At 61.0% G+C, this 17,059-nt stretch carries 15 protein-coding genes; 9 read left to right on the top strand and 6 right to left on the bottom strand.

Annotated features, from left to right (window positions below; translation table 11 throughout):
• The first annotated feature begins 18 nt into the window (after positions 1–18).
• From WC811_RS12440 to WC811_RS12450, 3 genes are all read left to right on the top strand, one after another.
• Positions 19–774 carry an ABC transporter ATP-binding protein gene (locus WC811_RS12440; RefSeq protein WP_372644943.1) on the top strand — a complete coding sequence of 252 codons (756 nt, stop codon included), beginning with the start codon at positions 19–21 and terminating at the stop codon, positions 772–774.
• Entirely contained in the window at positions 771–3,362 is a 2,592-nt protein-coding gene (locus WC811_RS12445; RefSeq protein WP_372644947.1) for an ABC transporter permease, read from the top strand. The genes WC811_RS12440 and WC811_RS12445 overlap by 4 nt, the downstream gene beginning before the upstream one ends.
• A 103-nt stretch (positions 3,363–3,465) precedes the next feature.
• On the top strand, positions 3,466–4,233 hold the full coding sequence (locus WC811_RS12450; RefSeq protein WP_372644950.1) for a Bax inhibitor-1 family protein: 768 nt from the start codon (positions 3,466–3,468) through the stop codon (positions 4,231–4,233).
• Between the two features lie 108 nt (positions 4,234–4,341).
• Here the strand turns inward: WC811_RS12450 and WC811_RS12455 are convergent, their stop codons facing one another.
• Positions 4,342–4,725 (bottom strand): DUF2794 domain-containing protein, encoded by a 384-nt coding sequence (locus WC811_RS12455; RefSeq protein WP_372644953.1) that lies wholly within the window; start codon positions 4,723–4,725, stop codon positions 4,342–4,344.
• 474 nt (positions 4,726–5,199) lie between these two features.
• Here WC811_RS12455 and WC811_RS12460 point away from each other — a divergent pair, with 474 nt between their 5' ends.
• Positions 5,200–7,278: a M3 family metallopeptidase gene (locus tag WC811_RS12460; protein ID WP_372644955.1), complete on the top strand. Its 2,079-nt coding sequence runs from the start codon at positions 5,200–5,202 to the stop codon at positions 7,276–7,278.
• A gap of 48 nt (positions 7,279–7,326) precedes the next feature.
• Here WC811_RS12460 and WC811_RS12465 read toward each other — a convergent pair whose 3' ends face one another.
• On the bottom strand, positions 7,327–8,088 hold the full coding sequence (locus WC811_RS12465; RefSeq protein ID WP_372644957.1) for a DUF1223 domain-containing protein: 762 nt from the start codon (positions 8,086–8,088) through the stop codon (positions 7,327–7,329).
• A 275-nt stretch (positions 8,089–8,363) separates the two neighbouring features.
• Positions 8,364–11,078, bottom strand: coding sequence for an aconitate hydratase AcnA (gene acnA, locus WC811_RS12470; RefSeq protein ID WP_372644959.1), 2,715 nt, complete (start codon positions 11,076–11,078; stop codon positions 8,364–8,366).
• A gap of 238 nt (positions 11,079–11,316) precedes the next feature.
• Between acnA and ccmA the strand changes: the two genes are divergently transcribed.
• The 5 genes from ccmA to WC811_RS12495 are packed head-to-tail and all read left to right on the top strand — an operon-like array spanning position 11,317 to position 14,197.
• The gene (gene ccmA / locus WC811_RS12475) at positions 11,317–11,940 is read left to right on the top strand and encodes a heme ABC exporter ATP-binding protein CcmA (RefSeq protein ID WP_372644961.1); all 624 of its coding nucleotides are present in this window, start codon (positions 11,317–11,319) and stop codon (positions 11,938–11,940) included.
• Positions 11,937–12,602, top strand: coding sequence for a heme exporter protein CcmB (ccmB, locus tag WC811_RS12480; RefSeq protein WP_372644963.1), 666 nt, complete (start codon positions 11,937–11,939; stop codon positions 12,600–12,602). The genes ccmA and ccmB overlap by 4 nt, the downstream gene beginning before the upstream one ends.
• A gap of 54 nt (positions 12,603–12,656) precedes the next feature.
• Entirely contained in the window at positions 12,657–13,424 is a 768-nt protein-coding gene (locus WC811_RS12485; protein ID WP_372644966.1) for a heme ABC transporter permease, read from the top strand.
• A 5-nt stretch (positions 13,425–13,429) separates the two neighbouring features.
• On the top strand, positions 13,430–13,594 hold the full coding sequence (gene ccmD, locus WC811_RS12490; protein ID WP_372644968.1) for a heme exporter protein CcmD: 165 nt from the start codon (positions 13,430–13,432) through the stop codon (positions 13,592–13,594).
• 6 nt (positions 13,595–13,600) lie between these two features.
• Entirely contained in the window at positions 13,601–14,197 is a 597-nt protein-coding gene (locus WC811_RS12495; RefSeq protein WP_372644970.1) for a DsbE family thiol:disulfide interchange protein, read from the top strand.
• Positions 14,198–14,221: 24 nt separating this feature from the next.
• Here the strand turns inward: WC811_RS12495 and WC811_RS12500 are convergent, their stop codons facing one another.
• From WC811_RS12500 to WC811_RS12510, 3 genes are all read right to left on the bottom strand, one after another.
• Positions 14,222–14,863 (bottom strand): carbonic anhydrase, encoded by a 642-nt coding sequence (locus tag WC811_RS12500; RefSeq protein ID WP_372644972.1) that lies wholly within the window; start codon positions 14,861–14,863, stop codon positions 14,222–14,224.
• A complete protein-coding gene (gene nhaA / locus WC811_RS12505; RefSeq protein WP_372644974.1) occupies positions 14,860–16,050 on the bottom strand; it encodes a Na+/H+ antiporter NhaA in 1,191 nt (396 codons plus the stop codon). The genes WC811_RS12500 and nhaA overlap by 4 nt, the downstream gene beginning before the upstream one ends.
• Positions 16,051–16,146: 96 nt before the next feature.
• Positions 16,147–16,983, bottom strand: coding sequence for a PfkB family carbohydrate kinase (locus WC811_RS12510; RefSeq protein WP_372644976.1), 837 nt, complete (start codon positions 16,981–16,983; stop codon positions 16,147–16,149).
• Between the last annotated feature and the right edge of the window lie 76 nt (positions 16,984–17,059).

Here is a 17,059-nt window from a genome sequence, read left to right on the forward strand (position 1 = left end):
AGCTGACGTAGAGGCTCAATGTGGACGGCACAAGTCCGATACGACAACGCGGGGCATCTAAGCTTGAGCGAACCAATCATCAAACTCGACAATGTGCGACTGACCTTGACGAGCCGAGCCGGGCCGGTGGACATCCTGCGCGGTGTGTCGCTCGCTATTCCGCGCGGGCAATCGGCGGCGATCGTCGGGCCGTCCGGGTCCGGCAAGACCTCGCTGCTGATGACGATGGCAGGCCTGGAGCGGATAACGAGCGGCCGGATCACGGTTTCCGGCCGGGAACTTGGGCCGCTGTCGGAAGACGAACTCGCGGTTTTGCGCGGCGCCGAGATGGGCATCGTTTTTCAGTCCTTTCACCTCGTTCCGACGATGACAGCGCTGGAAAACGTCGCGTTGCCGATGGAGCTCGCGGGCGACGCGGCGGCATTCGAGACGGCGCGAGGCCTTTTGGCGGAAGTGGGACTGGCGGCGCGGGTCGATCATTTTCCGGCTGAGCTTTCGGGCGGCGAGCAGCAGCGCGTCGCCATCGCGCGGGCCTTGAGTCGTTCGCCAAACATTCTGTTTGCCGATGAACCAACCGGCAATCTCGACGGCCGGACCGGCAAGCAAATCATCGATCTGCTGTTCGGCCTTCGCGCCCGGCGCAACGCCACGCTCGTGATCGTTACGCACGACAATAAGCTCGCGGCGATGACCGATCGTGTGATCCGCATGTCCGATGGCGTGATCGCGGCCGACGAAGGTACGAGTTCGGTCAAGCAGGCGGTCTCGTCGTGACGGCGTTGGCGGGTTTGGATCCGGCCTTTCCGCCGCGTCGCGCAGGTGCGTTGACAATCGCGCGGCTGGGCTTGCGCGAGTTGCGTAATGGATTCGACGGTTTTCGGATTTTCATCGCCTGCCTGGCGCTGGGCGTAATGGTGATCGCTGCCGTCGGGGCGCTTGCTGATGCCCTGCGGGGTGGCCTTGAGAAACAGGGCGAGACGCTTCTCAGCGGTGACGTCGTGTTCGCCCGGTCGCATGTGCGCGGTACGTCTCAGGATCTGGAGGTTTTTCGCGGCCTCGGACAGGTCAGTGAAACGGCGACGATGCGGACCATGGCGCGTCGCGTCGATGGATCGGATCAGGCACTTGCTGAGCTTAAGGGTGTCGACGATGCTTATCCGCTCGCTGGTGCTGCAACACTTCAGGGCGGAGGTTCGTTTGCCGACGCTCTTTCGGGCGACGGCGCCATCGCCGACGCAATGTTGCTCGATCGTCTTGGGCTCAAAGTCGGCGATACAATGCGTATCGGCGCGGCGGATGTGGTGATCAGGGGCATCCTCGACACCGAACCCGACGCCATCGTCGATCGCATGACCTATGGCCCTCGCGTTTTCCTGTCCCTGGCGACGCTCGATAAGACCGATCTCGTCAAGCCGGGAACGCTGATCCGCTGGCGCTATGCGATCAAGCTTCCAAGGAGTGCCGCCGACGACCGGCAGGCGCTCGCGGATTTGCGCAAGAGCGTCAGCGAAAAGCTTCCGGCAGGCGGCTATACGAGCGCCGACCGCTATGATCCGTCGCCGCAAATCAGCCGTGCGCTCGACCGGTTGCGGCAGTTCCTGATTCTCATCGGGCTGGCGTCGCTTCTCGTCGGCGGTGTCGGCATCGCGAACGCGGTCTCGACGTTCATCGACAAGCGCATGAAGGTGATCGCGACGCTCAGAAGCGTCGGCGCTTCGGGCTCTCAGATCATGGGGATTTTTCTCGTCCAGCTCGTGGTGATGACCGCGATCGGCATTGCCATTGGGCTGGCGCTGGGCGTTGCGGTGCCGTCGATCATCGATCGGTTTTACGGCGATCTCTTGCCGGTGCGCATCAACGTCGAAGTGTCGCCGCAGAGCCTTGGGCTGGCGGCGCTTTACGGTGCGCTCGTCGCTTTGCTGTTTGCGCTTTGGCCGTTGGGGCGAGCGGAAAATGTTCCGGCGACCGTGCTCTTTCGCGACAGCATCAACGCGCCGGGCGGGGCGGCTGGCGGGCGGCCACGTAAGGCGCTTATCGCGCTCATGGCCGTTCTCGGCGCCGCGCTGGTCGCGATTGCCGTGCTGACATCCGAACCGCGTTCCATCGCGCTTTATGTGCTGGCGGGACTCGTCGTCATGCTGGCGGTGTTCGGCTGGCTTGGCGGCTTTCTTTCCCGGCTGGCGCGACGTCTGCCGCGACCGTCACGGCCCGAACTCGGGTTAGCGTTGCGAAACATCGCTTCGCCCGATGGTCTAACAAGATCTGTCGTTCTGTCGCTTGGAACGGGGCTGTCGCTGCTGGTCGTGGTCGCGCTCGCGAACGCGTCGCTCGTCGCCGATCTTCAGGACCATCTACCGGCGGAAGCTCCCGATTATTTTCTTCTCGATATTCCGCCGGGTGATCTCGACGGTTTGAAAACCCGCATTTCCCAGGATGCGCCGGGCACGACGCTGGTCGATGCGCCAATGCTACGCGGCCGAATCGTGGCGATAAAGGGCACGCCGGTTGAAGATCTGAAGTTTCCGGCGGATACGCAGTGGGTGCTCAACGGCGATCGCGGCTTAAGCTACGCCGACACGGTGCCTGAGGGTTCGACGGTCACCGGCGGGTCGTGGTGGGCCAAGGATTACGCGGGGCCGCCGCTCGTTTCGTTCGAGGGCGAGATCGCGAAGAAGCTCGGTCTCAAGCTTGGCGACGACGTAACCGTCAACGTGCTCGGGCGGAATATCGATGCCAAGGTCGCGAGCCTGCGTGACGTCAAGTGGGAGAGCATCGCGCTCAACTTCATTATGGTGTTCTCGCCAAATACGCTGCGAGGTGCGCCGCATAATCTGCTCGCAACCGTCCGGTTGCCGAAAGGAGTTGCTGCCGCCGTTGAAACCAAGATGGTTCGCGATATCGGGCGGTCTTACCCATCGGTGAGCGCAATTCGCGTCCGCGATGCCATCGACCAGTTCAGCAAGATTTTCGCAAAGGTGATGGTGGCGGTGCAAGTCGCGGGGAGCGTCACGCTGACGGCGGGCGCGCTGGTTCTGGCGGGCGCTCTGGTGACGGCGCAGCGCCGCCGCATCCTGGAAGCGGTGATCCTGAAGACGATCGGCGCGCGGCGGCGGCAGATCCTCAAGGCGCACGCGTGGGAATACGCCTTGCTCGCGACTATCGCGGCGCTCGTTGCGATCGTGCTCGGGAGCGCTATTGCTTGGGTGGCCGTTACCCGCGTCATGGAACTGGACTTTGTTTTCTCTCTGAACGCCGTTTTTGTGACGCTTGTCGTCGCGGCGGCGATGATCGCGGTGTTCGGCGGTTTGGGAACGTGGAGCATCCTGAGAGCGCCCGCGGTATCTGTCCTGCGTTCAGAATAAAAGCATTCCGCTTTGTGTTTCCGGACCTTGAAAGCTATTGAAGTCGGGATCATATCTTACGCAGAACCGGCGGTTTGCCGGGTAACACGAGGATTCGAGGACCATGGCTGAAGTTTTTACGCGACCGAATAGCCCGTACGGCGGCGCACGGACATCTGGCGCGATCGACCAGGGGCTGCGCTCGTTCATGCTCGGCACCTACAACTACATGGCTCTCGGCGTCGCCGGTACGGCAGTCGTGGTCATGCTTCTTTTGGCCAATCCGCAGGTGTTGGCAGCGATCGCTCTCGGCCCGATGAAGTGGGTCGTGTTCGCAGCCGTCCTCGGACTCGGCTGGTTCGCGCAGCGTCTTATCATGGGCGGCAGCGCGGTCGTAGCGCATGGCGCTTACTGGCTATACTGCGCGCTCTGGGGCGCTTTGATCGCGCCGATGATTTCGCTTTACGTCTCGACCGGCATGGCCGGTTTGGTCGGACAGGCTTTCTTCATCGCCGCCGCGATGTTCGCGGTTACGAGCCTGATCGGCTACACGACGAAGAAGGACATGACGGGCTGGAGCGGTTTTCTGTCCATGGCGTCGATCGGTCTGATCGTTGTCATGCTGGGCAGCTTCTTCTTCGTCACGGATCCGGGCACGAGCAAGGTCGTGAGCATGGGTATCTCGGCTGTCGTCGTGGTGCTGTTCTCGATCGTCACGGCTTATGAGACGCAGGCGATCAAGTCGATGTACATCGAGAACGTCCAGTACGGCGGCGAAGCTCAGCTGAAGCGTTCTTCGATCTTCGGCGCCTTTATGCTCTATGGCTCGTTCATCACGCTCTTCATCCACATCCTGAACTTGCTGGGATTGGCTAACTCGAACAGCAACTAAGGTCGATGGACCGATCGTTCAGAAAGGCCCCGGTTTTCGGGGCCTTTTTTGTTTGCCGCTTACGACACACGTTCCGTCGCCCCGTCGTCGTAGGAGGCCGGAAAGTGTTCAGAAGCTGACGACGCCAGGGCGGTCTTCGAGGACGCTCAACACGCGTTTTAAGTCATGGCCGCGCTTCATGATCAGGCCCCCGGCGGCAATGACGCTGTACGCGCCCTGCTTGCGCGCCAAGCGCAGATCTTTCTCGATGCGGTAGAGAGCGTATTCACTGGCTTTGCGATAAACCGAGAACACGGCCTTGTCGCGTAGCAAGTCGATAGCGTAGTCGCGCCAAGCGCCGGAGGCGACCTTGCGGCCGTAAAGATCAAGAATGGCTGTGAGTTCGTAGCGATCGAAAGTGGTTCGACGGCTTGGCTCCGAGCTGAGATCGGCAGATCCAAGTGTGCCCGCTGGGCGCGGGCGCAGAACTATCGGGTCGGTTGTCTCGCTCAAATGGCGCCGTCCAATCTTTATGCTTAAAGATTGCGCCAACGACTGAGGAAAGCAAGAGAGCTTGCGAAAATCTTCTGGCCGTCGGCCGGATGAACGACCGGTGCAACGAAGCACGGAAATACCTCGGCCCTGACAAATTCAGGACTCCGCTGCGGCCCCAATCTGCCGCATTAAACCGCGATAGAGATAACCGTTGCCTTTGGATCTGACTTCAAAGGACCGGCTCTGGATACATAGCCCCCCAGCCCCCCGGGGCCATAGTTTCGAGGCCGGGTTCTCAGGCAACGCCCCGATTTCGTTTTGGTCCCCATCCAAGACGACCCTCCTCCCTGGACGTATGTTGTCCCGGCAGGGCCGGCTCCGCAAAGCCGGTCCTGCCGGCATTTGCGCATTGCGAGGGTTTCATTTGAGCCGAGACCGCATTCTGTGCGTATATAATGTTACAGTGCGGGGAATTCGGATATTGATCTCAAAATGATAGCAAAGCGCAAGGCGGTCTCGAAGCCGCGTCCAAAACCGACGACCAATCCGCTGATGGCGAAGTGGAATGGCGAGTTCGCCATGGCGCCCTTCGAAAAGATCGAAGCGCGCCATTTCAAGCCTGCACTCGAAGCGGCATTTCGCGAGCACAAAGCCGAAATCGAAAAGATCGCGCGCAATCCGGCGAGGCCGACATTCGCGAATACCATCTTGCCGCTGGAAAAGAGCGGCTGGCAGCTCTCTCGAGTCGCATCGATTTTCTGGAATCTCGAAGGCTCGGACTCGACGCCCGAGCAGCAGGAAATCGCGCGGGATATGGCGCCTCGTTTTGCGGCGCACGAAACTCAGATCCTGCTCGACAAGCGCCTGTTCAAGCGCGTTGACGATCTTTATGAGCGGCGCGAGGCGCTGAAGCTCGACGAGGAAAGTCTTCGCGTGCTCGAACGCCATCATCTCGAATTCGTTCGGGCCGGTGCGAGGCTGTCATCAGCCGAGAAATCACGTGTCAGGGAAATCAACGCGCGGCTTGCGACGCTCGTCACGCAGTTCATGCAGAACGTGCTGAAGGACGAGCAGTCGTGGCGGCTGGTGCTCGACGGCGAAAACGATCTCGCGGGCCTTCCAGATACGTTCAGGGAAAGCGCCGAACGTGCGGCCGCCGATGCCGGACTTCCCGGTAAGGCGCTGGTGACGCTCGCGCGATCGAGCGTTGAAGGCTTTCTTACGTATTCGGCTCGCCGCGATCTGCGCGAGCAGGCGTTCAATGCTTGGATCAGCCGCGGCGCGCACGATGGCGAGACGGATAACCGGCAGATCGTTTCGGAAGCGGTGGCGCTGCGTGGGGAATACGCCCGTTTGATGGGCTTTAAATCGTTCGCGGAATTCAGTCTGCAAGACACGATGGCGAAGACACCGGCCGCAGTCGATGACTTGCTTCGCGCGGTCTGGGAAAAAGCCGTCGATCGGGCGCGTGACGAACGCGATCAGCTCGGGGCGGAAGCGCAACGCACGGGCGACAATTCCGAAATCATGCCGTGGGATTGGCGCTACTACTCGGAGAAGGTGCGCAAGGCGAAGTACGATTTCGACGAGTCGAAGCTTCAGCCATACCTCGAACTCGATCACATGATCCGCGCGGCGTTCGATTGCGCGACGCGCCTATTCGGGTTGAAGTTCAAGGAACGCAAGGATCTGCCGCGCTACCACGCGGACGTGCGCGTTTGGGAAGTGCTCGACAAGAAGGGTCAGCACGTCGGCCTCTTCATGGGCGATTACTTCGCGCGTTCGACGAAGCGGTCCGGCGCGTGGATGTCGTCGTTCCGGTCGCAGCACAAGCTCGGCAAGGGACAGACGCCGATCATCGTCAACGTCTTGAACTTCACGAAGGGCGGCGACGGCGAGCCGCCTCTGCTGTCGTTCGATGACGCGCGCACGCTGTTCCACGAATTCGGGCACGGGCTGCACGGGCTGTTGTCGAACGTTACGTATCCGTCGATTTCGGGAACGTCGGTGACGCGTGATTTCGTCGAGCTGCCGTCGCAGCTTTACGAGCACTGGCTGTCGACGCCGGAAGTGCTCGAAAAGCACGCGCTGCATTACAAGACCGGAAAGCCGATGCCGAAGGTTTTACGGCAACGGTTGGCGGCTGCGCGGAATTTCAATCAGGGCTTCGCGACCATTGAATATACGTCGTCGGCGCTTGTCGATATTGCGCTCTATTCCGCCGATTTATCGGAGATCGGCGACGTAGAGCGGTTCGAGCGCGAGGCTCTCGCCAGCATCGACATGCCGAAAGAAATCGTCATGCGCCACCGGCTGCCGCACTTCATGCACATCATGTCGGGATATGCGTCCGGCTATTACAGCTATCTCTGGTCGGAAGTGATGGACGCAGATGCGTTTGCCGCGTTCGAGGAAACCGGCAACGTGTTTCATCCGGCGACGGCGAAGAAGCTGCACGAGTTCATCTATTCCGCCGGCAACAGGCGCGATCCACATGCCGCGTACGTAGCGTTCCGCGGGCGGCCGCCGAAGATCAACGGCTTGCTCAAAAAGCGCGGGTTGGCGGCCTGATCGTTTGCCCCGGCGACTCCCCTGTGGGGAGCCGGCCGCCGGGGGCTATTACCAAAGGCCTGCCATCGTCGCGCCGATGATAGGACCGCTGCGTCCCTCCTGCATGAGCACAACGACCTTCTGGACGTCGGCCTGCATCATCGCGGCGCGAGGCAATTGCACCCGCATCGCTTGGCCCTTCCAAATGCCGACCGGTGTCAACTCGCGCACGATGTTCGTATAGGTGACGTTCTGGCCTGCGTTTTCGCCGGCCTTGATTTGCACCTCGCCGGACATTTGTACGACGCCAAGCCAGATCGTTGCTTCACGCGGCGCGTGTTCCGGCAGCTCCTGGCCCAACGCGAAGTTCAAGGTATTGCGCTCTTGCCAGAAGCGAACGGAAATCTGTTGGGGGCCAACGGTTTTCGACGTCTCAGCGATTGCGTGCTCGATTTCGCTTTTCGAAGCGCCGTTGACGGGAATGAGGCCGTTGACGACCACCTGGGGCGTGTAGATCGCGCCGTCGCCCCGGGCGCGAGCATAATTTCTCTGACGATCCGAGTTGCGCGGCGACGCGAAGGTGTCTTTCCAGCCGAGGTAATTCCAATAATCGACGGGCAGCGAAAGCGCGATAATCGAGGGGTCCTCGGACAGGGTTTTCAAGACTGCGTCCGCCGGCGGGCAAGACGAGCATCCCTGACTGGTGAAGAGTTCGATTACGGCTTTGAAAGGCTGGTCCGCCGGTTCGCCGACGGAGACCTCCTGGGCCGAAGCGGAGAACGAGCAGGCAACGATGGCAAGACATGTCAGCAGGGGTTTACGAAAACGCATCGAAAATTCAGCCTCGCAGCCAATGTGGCGATTGCCACGACATCCTTTTAGCGCCCTGGCGCAAAAGCCTAAAGTGAAAGGCGCGAAAGCCTTGTCACGAACGGGTGAGCCACTCGGTCATTCGCTGGAATAAGGTAAATCGTTACACGGCGTTCCTTCTCCCCTTGGGAGAAGAGCCTACCTCGGATTCGATCCGGAGTGGTCGGGAGTTGGATGAGGGGTGAACCATTTCCCTCACCCTGACCCTCTCCCCAAAGGGGAGAGGGAAAAGCGGGTTAAGCCGCCAAGTTTCTCAGAACGTAATGCAGGATGCCGCCGTTCTTGAAGTACTCGATCTCGTCGAGGGTATCGATGCGGCAGAGGACGGGCACCGGAAGTGTCGAGCCGTCGGCGCGGGTGATGGTGATGGTCATGACCTCGCGCGGTTTGACGCTGGCTAGTCCGGGGATCGTGACGCGTTCGTCGCCTTTGAGGCCCAGCGATTGCCAGGAGGCGCCTTCGGTGAAGACGAACGGGACCACACCCATGCCAACGAGGTTCGAGCGGTGAATGCGTTCGAACGATTGCGCAATGACGGCGCGGACGCCGAGTAGAGTGGTGCCCTTGGCCGCCCAGTCGCGTGACGAGCCGTTGCCGTACTCGATGCCCGCGAAGACGACCAGCGGCACGCCTTCGGCTTCATACTGCATCGCGGCGTCGTAGATCGGCGTTTCCTTGCCCGACGGGTAATGGATCGTCAGGCCGCCTTCTTTCACGTTGCCGTTTTCGTCTTTCACCATGTGGTTCTTGATGCGGATGTTGGCGAACGTGCCGCGCATCATGACTTCATGGTTGCCGCGACGCGTGCCGTATTGGTTGAAGTCAACCGGCTGCACACCGTGGTCGAGCAAATATTTGCCGGCCGGGCTCGCGGTCTTGATCGAGCCCGCAGGCGAGATGTGGTCGGTCGTGATCTTGTCGCCGAACAGGCCGAGGACGCGGGCGTTGACGATGTCGGTGATCGGCTTCGCGTCGCGGGCGATGGTCTGGAAGTAGGGCGGGTTCTGAACGTAGGTCGAGGAGCCGTTCCAGCCGTAGGTTAGGCCGCCGCTCGTCGCGATGCCCTGCCAATTGCCGTCGCCCTTGAAGACGTCGGCGTAGCGCGACATGTACATATCGCGCGTTACGTTCTCGGCGATGAACTTCTGGATTTCCTGCGTCGTCGGCCAGATGTCTTTCAGGAAGACGGGCTTGCCGTCGCTGCCTTCGCCTAAGGGTTCTGTCGTCAGATCCTTTTGCACAGAGCCGGCGAGCGCATAGGCGACGACGAGCGGGGGCGAAGCCAGATAGTTCGCCTGCACGTCGGGGCTGACGCGGCCTTCGAAGTTTCGGTTGCCGGAAAGAACGGCGGCGGCGACGATGCCGTTACCGTTGATGGCTTTCGAAATCTCCGGTGCCAGGGGCCCGGAGTTTCCGATGCAGGTGGTGCAGCCGAAGCCAACCAGATTGAAGCCGATCTGATCGAGATAGGGCTGCAGGCCCGCCTCCGCGAGATAAGCGGCAACGACCTGAGATCCAGGCGCGAGAGAGGTTTTGACCCACGGCTTGCTTGTCAGCCCAAGTTTCGCCGCGTTGCGCGCGAGGAGGCCTGCCGCGATCAGAACGCTCGGGTTTGACGTGTTGGTGCAGCTCGTGATTGCCGCAATGACGACGTCGCCGTGGCCGATGTCGAACGGCTTACCTTCGACGGGCGCGCGCTTCGAAAGTTCGTCGGGCTTCTTGTACTCGCCTGCAAGCGCCGTTTCGAAACCGCTTTTGATGTCGGTCAGCGCGATGCGGCCTTCGGGACGCTTCGGACCGGCCATCGACGGAACGACGTCGCCCATATCGAGAGACAGCGTGTCGGTGAAGACGGGGTCGACGGAACTTGCATCGCGATAGAGGCCCTGGGCTTTGCAATAGGCTTCCACAAGGGCGATGCGGTGTGAATCCCGGCCCGACATCGTCAGATAGTTGACGGTTTCCTTGTCGACCGGGAAGAAGCCGCAGGTCGCGCCGTATTCAGGCGCCATGTTGGCGATCGTCGCGCGGTCGGCGAGCGTCATGGAGTCGAGGCCGGGACCGTAGAATTCGACGAATTTTCCGACCACGCCCTTTTTGCGCAGCATCTGCGTGACCGTCAGCACAAGGTCGGTTGCCGTCACGCCTTCGGTCAGCTTGCCGGTCAGGCGGAAGCCGATGACTTCCGGGATGAGCATCGATTGCGGCTGGCCGAGCATGGCAGCTTCGGCTTCGATGCCGCCAACTCCCCAGCCGAGAACGGCGAGGCCGTTGACCATCGTCGTGTGGCTGTCGGTGCCGACGAGTGTATCGGGGTAGGCGACCGTCGATCCGTCGGCCATCTCGTTGGTCCAGACGGTCTGGGAAAGATATTCGAGGTTGACCTGATGGCAGATGCCGGTGCCGGGCGGCACGACGCGGAAATTCTGAAAGGCGCCTTGGCCCCATTTCAGGAAATTATAGCGCTCGCCGTTGCGGGCGTATTCGAGCGCGACGTTATCGGCCAAGGCTTTCGGCGTGCCAAACTCATCGACGATGACGGAATGGTCGATGACGAGATCGACGGGCACGAGCGGGTTGATCTTCGTCGGATCTCCGCCGAGCCTTGTCATGCCGTCGCGCATAGCTGCGAGATCGACGACGGCCGGAACGCCGGTGAAGTCCTGCATCAGGACGCGCGCGGGGCGAAAGCCGATTTCCTTCTCGGTCTTGCCCTTGTTATCGAGCCATTCGGCCATGGCCACGATGTCGGCCTTGGTGACGGAGCGGTTATCTTCGTGGCGCAAAAGGTTTTCGAGGAGAACGCGCATCGAGTAAGGAAGACGCGAGATGCCTTTGAGGCCGTTGGCCTCGGCGTCGGGCAACGAATAATAAACGTAAGGCTTGCCCTCGACGGTGAGGGTTTTCTTACAGTTGAAGCTGTCGACGGAAACGGGTGTGAGTGCGCTCAAGGTCAGGCCTCCGAAAAATTAAGACGAAGGGCTGCGCCGCCGGAGTGCCGGCGGATCGAGGACGCCCCGCGACACAAATGGATTGGGCCGCGCGACCCCCTCGCTTTTGCGCTAGCGAAGGATACAACGTGCCTTTTATATAATCACTCAAAGAAAGAAACACCAATGCTAATGGCGGTGAAATTGCGCGCAATTGCCACCGCCATTGCTTAATCCGAAGTCACGGAATCCGATCGCTGTGCAGCTCATTGCCGAAGACTTGGTCATAGATCGCGGATCGCGCCGGGTCATCGAGGGGCTGTCGTTCGCCGTGAGGCAGGGCGAGGCGCTGGTGCTGACGGGTGCAAACGGCATCGGCAAGACGACATTGCTGCGAGCGCTCGCCGGATTCATCCGTCCGTTTCGCGGCACGATCCGGCTCGATGGCGGCGACCCGGAACTGTCGGTCGGCGAGCAGGCGCACGCCGTCGGCCATACGAATGCAGTGAAGTCGAGTTTGACGGTGATCGAGAATGCGACGTTCTGGAACGCTTATCTGGAAACCGGCGATCATGCGGTGAACAGAGTCGACGCCGCGCTTCGCCATTTCGGATTGGATGAGCTGGGAGAATTTCCTGCGGCTTATCTCTCGGCGGGGCAGAAACGCCGGCTCGGATTATCCCGGCTTCTCGTCGCGCATCGGCCGCTCTGGCTGCTGGACGAGCCGACGGCCTCTCTCGATACGGCGTCGTCGGAGAGATTGGTGGCAGCCGTGAATACCCATACCAGGACCGGAGGCCTCGCCGTCATCGCGACGCATTTGCCGTTGGCCCTCGAACGGGCGCGGACTCTTGATCTGGCGGCGCAAAGGATAATGGCGTGACGAGCTTCTGGGCTCTCCTTCACCGCGACTTGCGGCTCGCGGTTCGCGAAGGCGGCGCGATCGGGACGGCGCTCGGATTTTTTCTCGTCGTCGTGTCGATGATGCCGCTCGGGCTTGGTCCCGATCTCAATCTTTTGGCGCGGATCGCGGCGGGTGTTTTGTGGATCGCGCTGCTGCTCGCGGCGCTCCTGTCGCTCAATAGGATTTTTGAAGCCGATTACGAAGACGGCACGCTCGACGTGCTGGCGACGGGGCCGTTGCCGCTCGAACTCGTCAGCGCCGCTAAAGCGCTCGCGCATTGGATCACAACGGGCATACCGCTCGCCATCATGGCGCCGGTGCTCGGCATTTTGTTGAACCTCGACCTGAGCGCCTATCCGGTTCTGGTGGCGACAACCTTGATCGGTACGCCCGCGGTTAGTTTTCTCGGCGCCATCGGGGCGGCGTTGACCATGAAAACGCGGCGCGGCGGCCTGCTATTGGCCGTCATCGTGCTGCCATTCTACGTTCCCACGCTGATCTTCGGCATATCGGCTGTGAGCGCCGGCGCGGGACCCGGGGGCGTCGGGGCGTCGTTTCTCATCCTGGCGGCGATTTCGCTCGTTACGATTGTGCTCGGTCCCGTGGCTGCCGCCGCTGCACTCCGGGTTCAGCTTCAATAAATGTTAACCCGAAGCTTCATTGCGCCGTTTGGTTTAAAGGCTTAAATCCCGCCCATGCAGACGATTATGCAACGCCTCGCCAACCCAACGCGCTTCATGGAGCTCTCCGCCCGGCTGCTGCCGTGGATGACGGCTGTATCGGCTATCCTATTGGTTTGGGGGCTTTATTTGGTCTTCTTTGATTCTCCAGCAGACTATCAGCAGGGGGAGACGGTGCGGATCATGTACATCCATGTGCCGTGCGCATGGCTGTCGATGATGATTTACGGTCTTATCGCGCTGTCGAGCTTTGGGTTGCTCGTGTTCCGACATCCGCTGGCGGACGTTTCGGCCAAAGCCGCAGCCCCGCTGGGAGCGGCATTCACGTTCCTCGCCCTCGTGACCGGGTCGCTCTGGGGCAAGCCGATGTGGGGCACATACTGGGTTTGGGATGCGCGGCTGACGTCGGTGCTGCTTCTTTTCTTCCTTTACCTCGGACTGATCGCGCTCAGATCGGCGCTTGAGGAAGAAGGCGCGGCCGCGAAGCTGACCGCGGTGCTGGCGCTTGTCGGGGTCACGCTGCTGCCCATCATCAAGTTCTCGGTCAATTGGTGGAACACGCTGCATCAGCCTTCCACGGATTTCACGTCGACCATCGATCCGAGCATGCGGCTGCCGCTGCTCGTCATGGCAGTGGCATTCACGCTCATGTTCTTTGCGATGCATCTCAAGGCCATGCGGAACGAGATATTGCGCAGACGGGTGAAGGCGCTCCGGACGCAGGCGGTTGCCGGCCGCGACAGGTTCGCAACAGACGGCGCGACCCAAGGCGCGGCGGAGTAACAGCCATGGATCTTGGGCCGCACGCCGCCTTCATTTGGATTTCCTACGCTGCCGTGACTGTGACGGTGATCGGGCTCATCCTTTGGCTTCTGGCCGACGGCTGGAAGCAGCGGGCCGATCTCGCGGCGCTCGAGCGCCAGGGCATCAAGCGCCGAGCCTCGAACTCATAGAGAGAGATGACCGTGGCCCAAGGTCGACCCAATTATCTGCGCCTTCTCCCGGTGGTGGTTTTTGCTGTGGTTGCCGGATTTTTCGCAATGGCGCTTCGGTCTGGCGACCCGTCGCTGTTGCCGTCGACGCTTGTCGGCCGGCCGGTGCCGACGACGACGTTTCCGCCGGTCGAGGGTCTCGAAACACAGGGCAAGCCGGAGCCGGGGTTCACGTCCGCCGATCTGGCAAAGGGCAAGATTTCAGTCGTCAACTATTGGGCGTCCTGGTGCGTACCGTGCATCGACGAGCATCCGATGCTCGAACGGCTCAAAGATGAGTCGGGCGTTGATATCTACGGCATCAATTATAAAGACCAGGCTTCCGCAGCCCGCCGCTTTCTCGGACGGTTCGGCAATCCGTTTACGGCGGTCGGGACCGACGCGAGCGGGCGTGCTGCGATCGACTGGGGCGTCTACGGCACGCCGGAAACATTCGTCGTCAACGGCAAGGGCGACGTGATCTACAAGCACGTCGGGCCGATCACGGAAGAGTCGCTCGCGACGAAGCTTCTGCCGATCGTCGCGAAAGCGAAGGCCGAGGCGGCGGCAGGTCCATCGTCCTAGAGAGGACGTCCTGGAGCCGGTGTCTTAAATCAGCGGTACGAACTGTCCGCGCGAGTGATTGAGGACGGTCAGCGTTCCGGTCTTGATGTCGAAGTGCGCGCCGTGAAGCGCCAAGCGGCCTTTGTCTTCCTGCTCCTTGACGAACGGGAACGTGCGCAGATTGGCGATCGATTGCTTGATCGCTTCCTTTTCGAGAGCTTCCTGACGCACGGGGCTGCTGCTCATCTGATGGGAGGAGAGGACGTTGAGCCGGGCATCGTCAAGCATCGACATCCACTTCGAAATGAAGTGTGCGTCGGTCTGAATCGCGGCACCCTGATCGAGAGCGGCTTTGATACCGCCGCAGCCCGAATGACCCATGACGATCATGTTTTTCACGCGCAGGTTCAGCACCGCGAACTCCATGGCAGCGCTGACGCCGTGATATTTGCCGCTGACTTCGTAAGGCGGCACGAGGTTGGCGACGTTGCGGACGATGAAAAGCTCGCCCGGCATGGCGCTGAAGATCGTTTCCGGATCCACGCGGCTATCCGAGCATGAAACGATCATCGTCTCGGGATTTTGGCCGTAGGTCGCCAGCTCTTCATAGTGGTCGGCGTTGGGCACAAAATGGCGATGCCGGAAGCGGCGATAGCGGTCGGTCAAAGACTCAGGAAAGCTGCTCATTGATGTTTTCCACTTTCGGCCGTAGGGGCTCCCCGGCTCTTGACTAAAACGATGTAGCCGACAACCGCAGACAGTAGCGAGCCGACCATCACGCCAAGACGAACCTCGGCGCTCGTATCGGGATCCGGGAACGCCAGCAGGCCGATGAACAAGCTCATCGTGAAGCCGATGCCTCCCAGAACGGCGGTGCCGAAGAGTTGCGTTTGAGAAGCTCCGTGCGGCATCTCCCCAAGGCCGGTGGCAAGTACGACCCTTACTGCGGCGTATATGCCGAGAGCCTTGCCGAGGAAAAGGCCTAAGGCGATTCCGATGGGGATTTGCGACAGCATGTCGTTCGTCGATAGGCCGCCAAGCGATAGGCCGGCGTTGGCAAACGCAAAAATCGGCATGATCAGGAAACTGACCCACGGGCTCAGCGCGTGCTCAAGAGCGGTCAACGGCCCGTCGACCCCCTTTTTCGGGCTGGAGAGGGGGATCGTCAGCGCGGTCACGACACCGGCGATGGTCGCGTGGACGCCGGATTTCAGAACGCAAACCCAGACGAAAGCTCCAATAATGAGATACGGCCAGACGCGCATCACGCCCATACGGTTGAAAAGAATTAGGATCGCGACGCCAACCGCCGCGAGCGAGAGAGCCGCCATCGAAAGTTCGGACGTATAGAAGAAGGCGATGATTAGAATGGCTCCGAGGTCGTCCATGATGGCGAGAGCGAGTAGAAAGACCTTCAATGTTGGCGGCACGCGCTTTCCAAGGAGAGCCATGACGCCAACCGCAAACGCGATGTCGGTCGCCGCCGGAATGGCCCAGCCGCGAAGCGCTTCGGCGTTATCCCAATTGATGCTGGCGTAGATCACCGCCGGGGCGACCATGCCGCCCAAGGCTCCGGCGATCGGAAGCATCGCGGCTTTAGGATTGGAAAGCGCACCACGGATGGCTTCGCGTTTGATCTCGAGGCCTACGACTAGGAAGAAGATGACCATCAGGCCATCGTTGATCCAGTGGAGCACTTCCTTCGACAGTGCGAACGGCGCCACGCCAAGCTGGACGTGGGTGGCAAGGAGGCGCGCGTAAAAGCCTTGAAGCGGTGAATTTGCGAAGATCAGCGCCAGAATTGCGGCCGCGAGCAAGACCAAGCTTGCCGCAACTTCTCTGCTGATGCCTTCGGCACTCGATTCGGGCTTCATCTCCGAGCATTCCCCCCGTCAAAAAATCCTGCCGGAGCAGGGTATGCCGTCTTGTGGGATTTGTCGCAAGCTCAGACGGGATCGTGCGGATTTGGCTCAAGAATTTGCGTCTGTTACGGCTTCGATGGCGACGGGCGATATGCCGTTCGCCCAGTCGACGAGGTAGGGCCGCAAGTGATCGGCGCCTCGGCTGACTTCGATGGCGCGGCGAACCCCTCCGAGCGCGTATCCAAGGGCTTGCTCGGGTTTTTGGCCAAGCATCAGCTTCGCGGTCAAACAACCTGCGAAGACGTCGCCTGTGCCGTGGGGCACGTCGTTCCATTTTTCGACCCGGCCGACGAACGTGCGACCTTCAACAACAAGTACGGTCGCGAGCGAAGACGGTCCGTCGGGAATCGAGGTGCCCGCGACAATGGGACGGCCAAGGCTTGAGATCGCCGCGACGGCGTCGGATGGCGATTTGACGTCGCGGCCGGAGAGCCACGACAACTCGAACCGGTTGGGGGTCAGGACGTCGGCGAGCGGCAGCAGCCGATCGCGAATGCCATGGGCGGCGCGTTCGTCGATGTAAAGGCCGGCTGGGTCATCGCCGAAAATCGGATCGCATACGAACGTGATAGCGGGTTTCAAAGCGCGAAGGCGCGTCACGGCCTCGGCGACAACTTCAACGTGTTGGCTGGACGGCAGATATCCGGAAAAGATCGCGTCGAACGTTCCGAGCCAACCGTTGTCGGCAAGCGCCCCGACCATATCGTTCAGCAGCCGGGGGTCGAGCGTGATTCCGGCGATGTGGGCGCGGATCGGATGGTTCGAAAGCACGACTGTCGGCAGTCCGACGACTTCGATGCCGGCGCCGAGCAGGGGCGGGGCGGCTGCCGTCAGGCCGACGGGGTCGTGCGCGACGTAGGACGAAATCATCAAAATACGGGGCATGAGATCGATGTTCTGACGGTGAGACGACTGCCAAACGATTTCGACCTCCGTCAGACTTTACGATTTATTCGAAAGT

Source organism: Hyphomicrobium sp., from assembly GCF_041659645.1.
In the GTDB taxonomy this organism is placed as follows: Bacteria; Pseudomonadota; Alphaproteobacteria; order Rhizobiales; family Hyphomicrobiaceae; genus Hyphomicrobium_B.

Bases quoted from the DNA above. Each gene is read 5' to 3' on its own strand.
- WC811_RS12450 (WP_372644950.1), top strand. From the start codon at position 3,466: ATGGCTGAAGTTTTTACGCGACCGAATAGCCCGTACGGCGGCGCACGG.
- WC811_RS12510 (WP_372644976.1), bottom strand. From the start codon at position 16,983: ATGCCCCGTATTTTGATGATTTCGTCCTACGTCGCGCACGACCCCGTC.
- WC811_RS12465 (WP_372644957.1), bottom strand. From the start codon at position 8,088: ATGCGTTTTCGTAAACCCCTGCTGACATGTCTTGCCATCGTTGCCTGC.
- WC811_RS12460 (WP_372644955.1), top strand. From the start codon at position 5,200: ATGATAGCAAAGCGCAAGGCGGTCTCGAAGCCGCGTCCAAAACCGACG.
- nhaA (WP_372644974.1), bottom strand. From the start codon at position 16,050: ATGAAGCCCGAATCGAGTGCCGAAGGCATCAGCAGAGAAGTTGCGGCA.
- ccmD (WP_372644968.1), top strand. From the start codon at position 13,430: ATGGATCTTGGGCCGCACGCCGCCTTCATTTGGATTTCCTACGCTGCC.
- WC811_RS12485 (WP_372644966.1), top strand. From the start codon at position 12,657: ATGCAGACGATTATGCAACGCCTCGCCAACCCAACGCGCTTCATGGAG.
- WC811_RS12495 (WP_372644970.1), top strand. From the start codon at position 13,601: ATGACCGTGGCCCAAGGTCGACCCAATTATCTGCGCCTTCTCCCGGTG.
- WC811_RS12440 (WP_372644943.1), top strand. From the start codon at position 19: ATGTGGACGGCACAAGTCCGATACGACAACGCGGGGCATCTAAGCTTG.
- WC811_RS12500 (WP_372644972.1), bottom strand. From the start codon at position 14,863: ATGAGCAGCTTTCCTGAGTCTTTGACCGACCGCTATCGCCGCTTCCGG.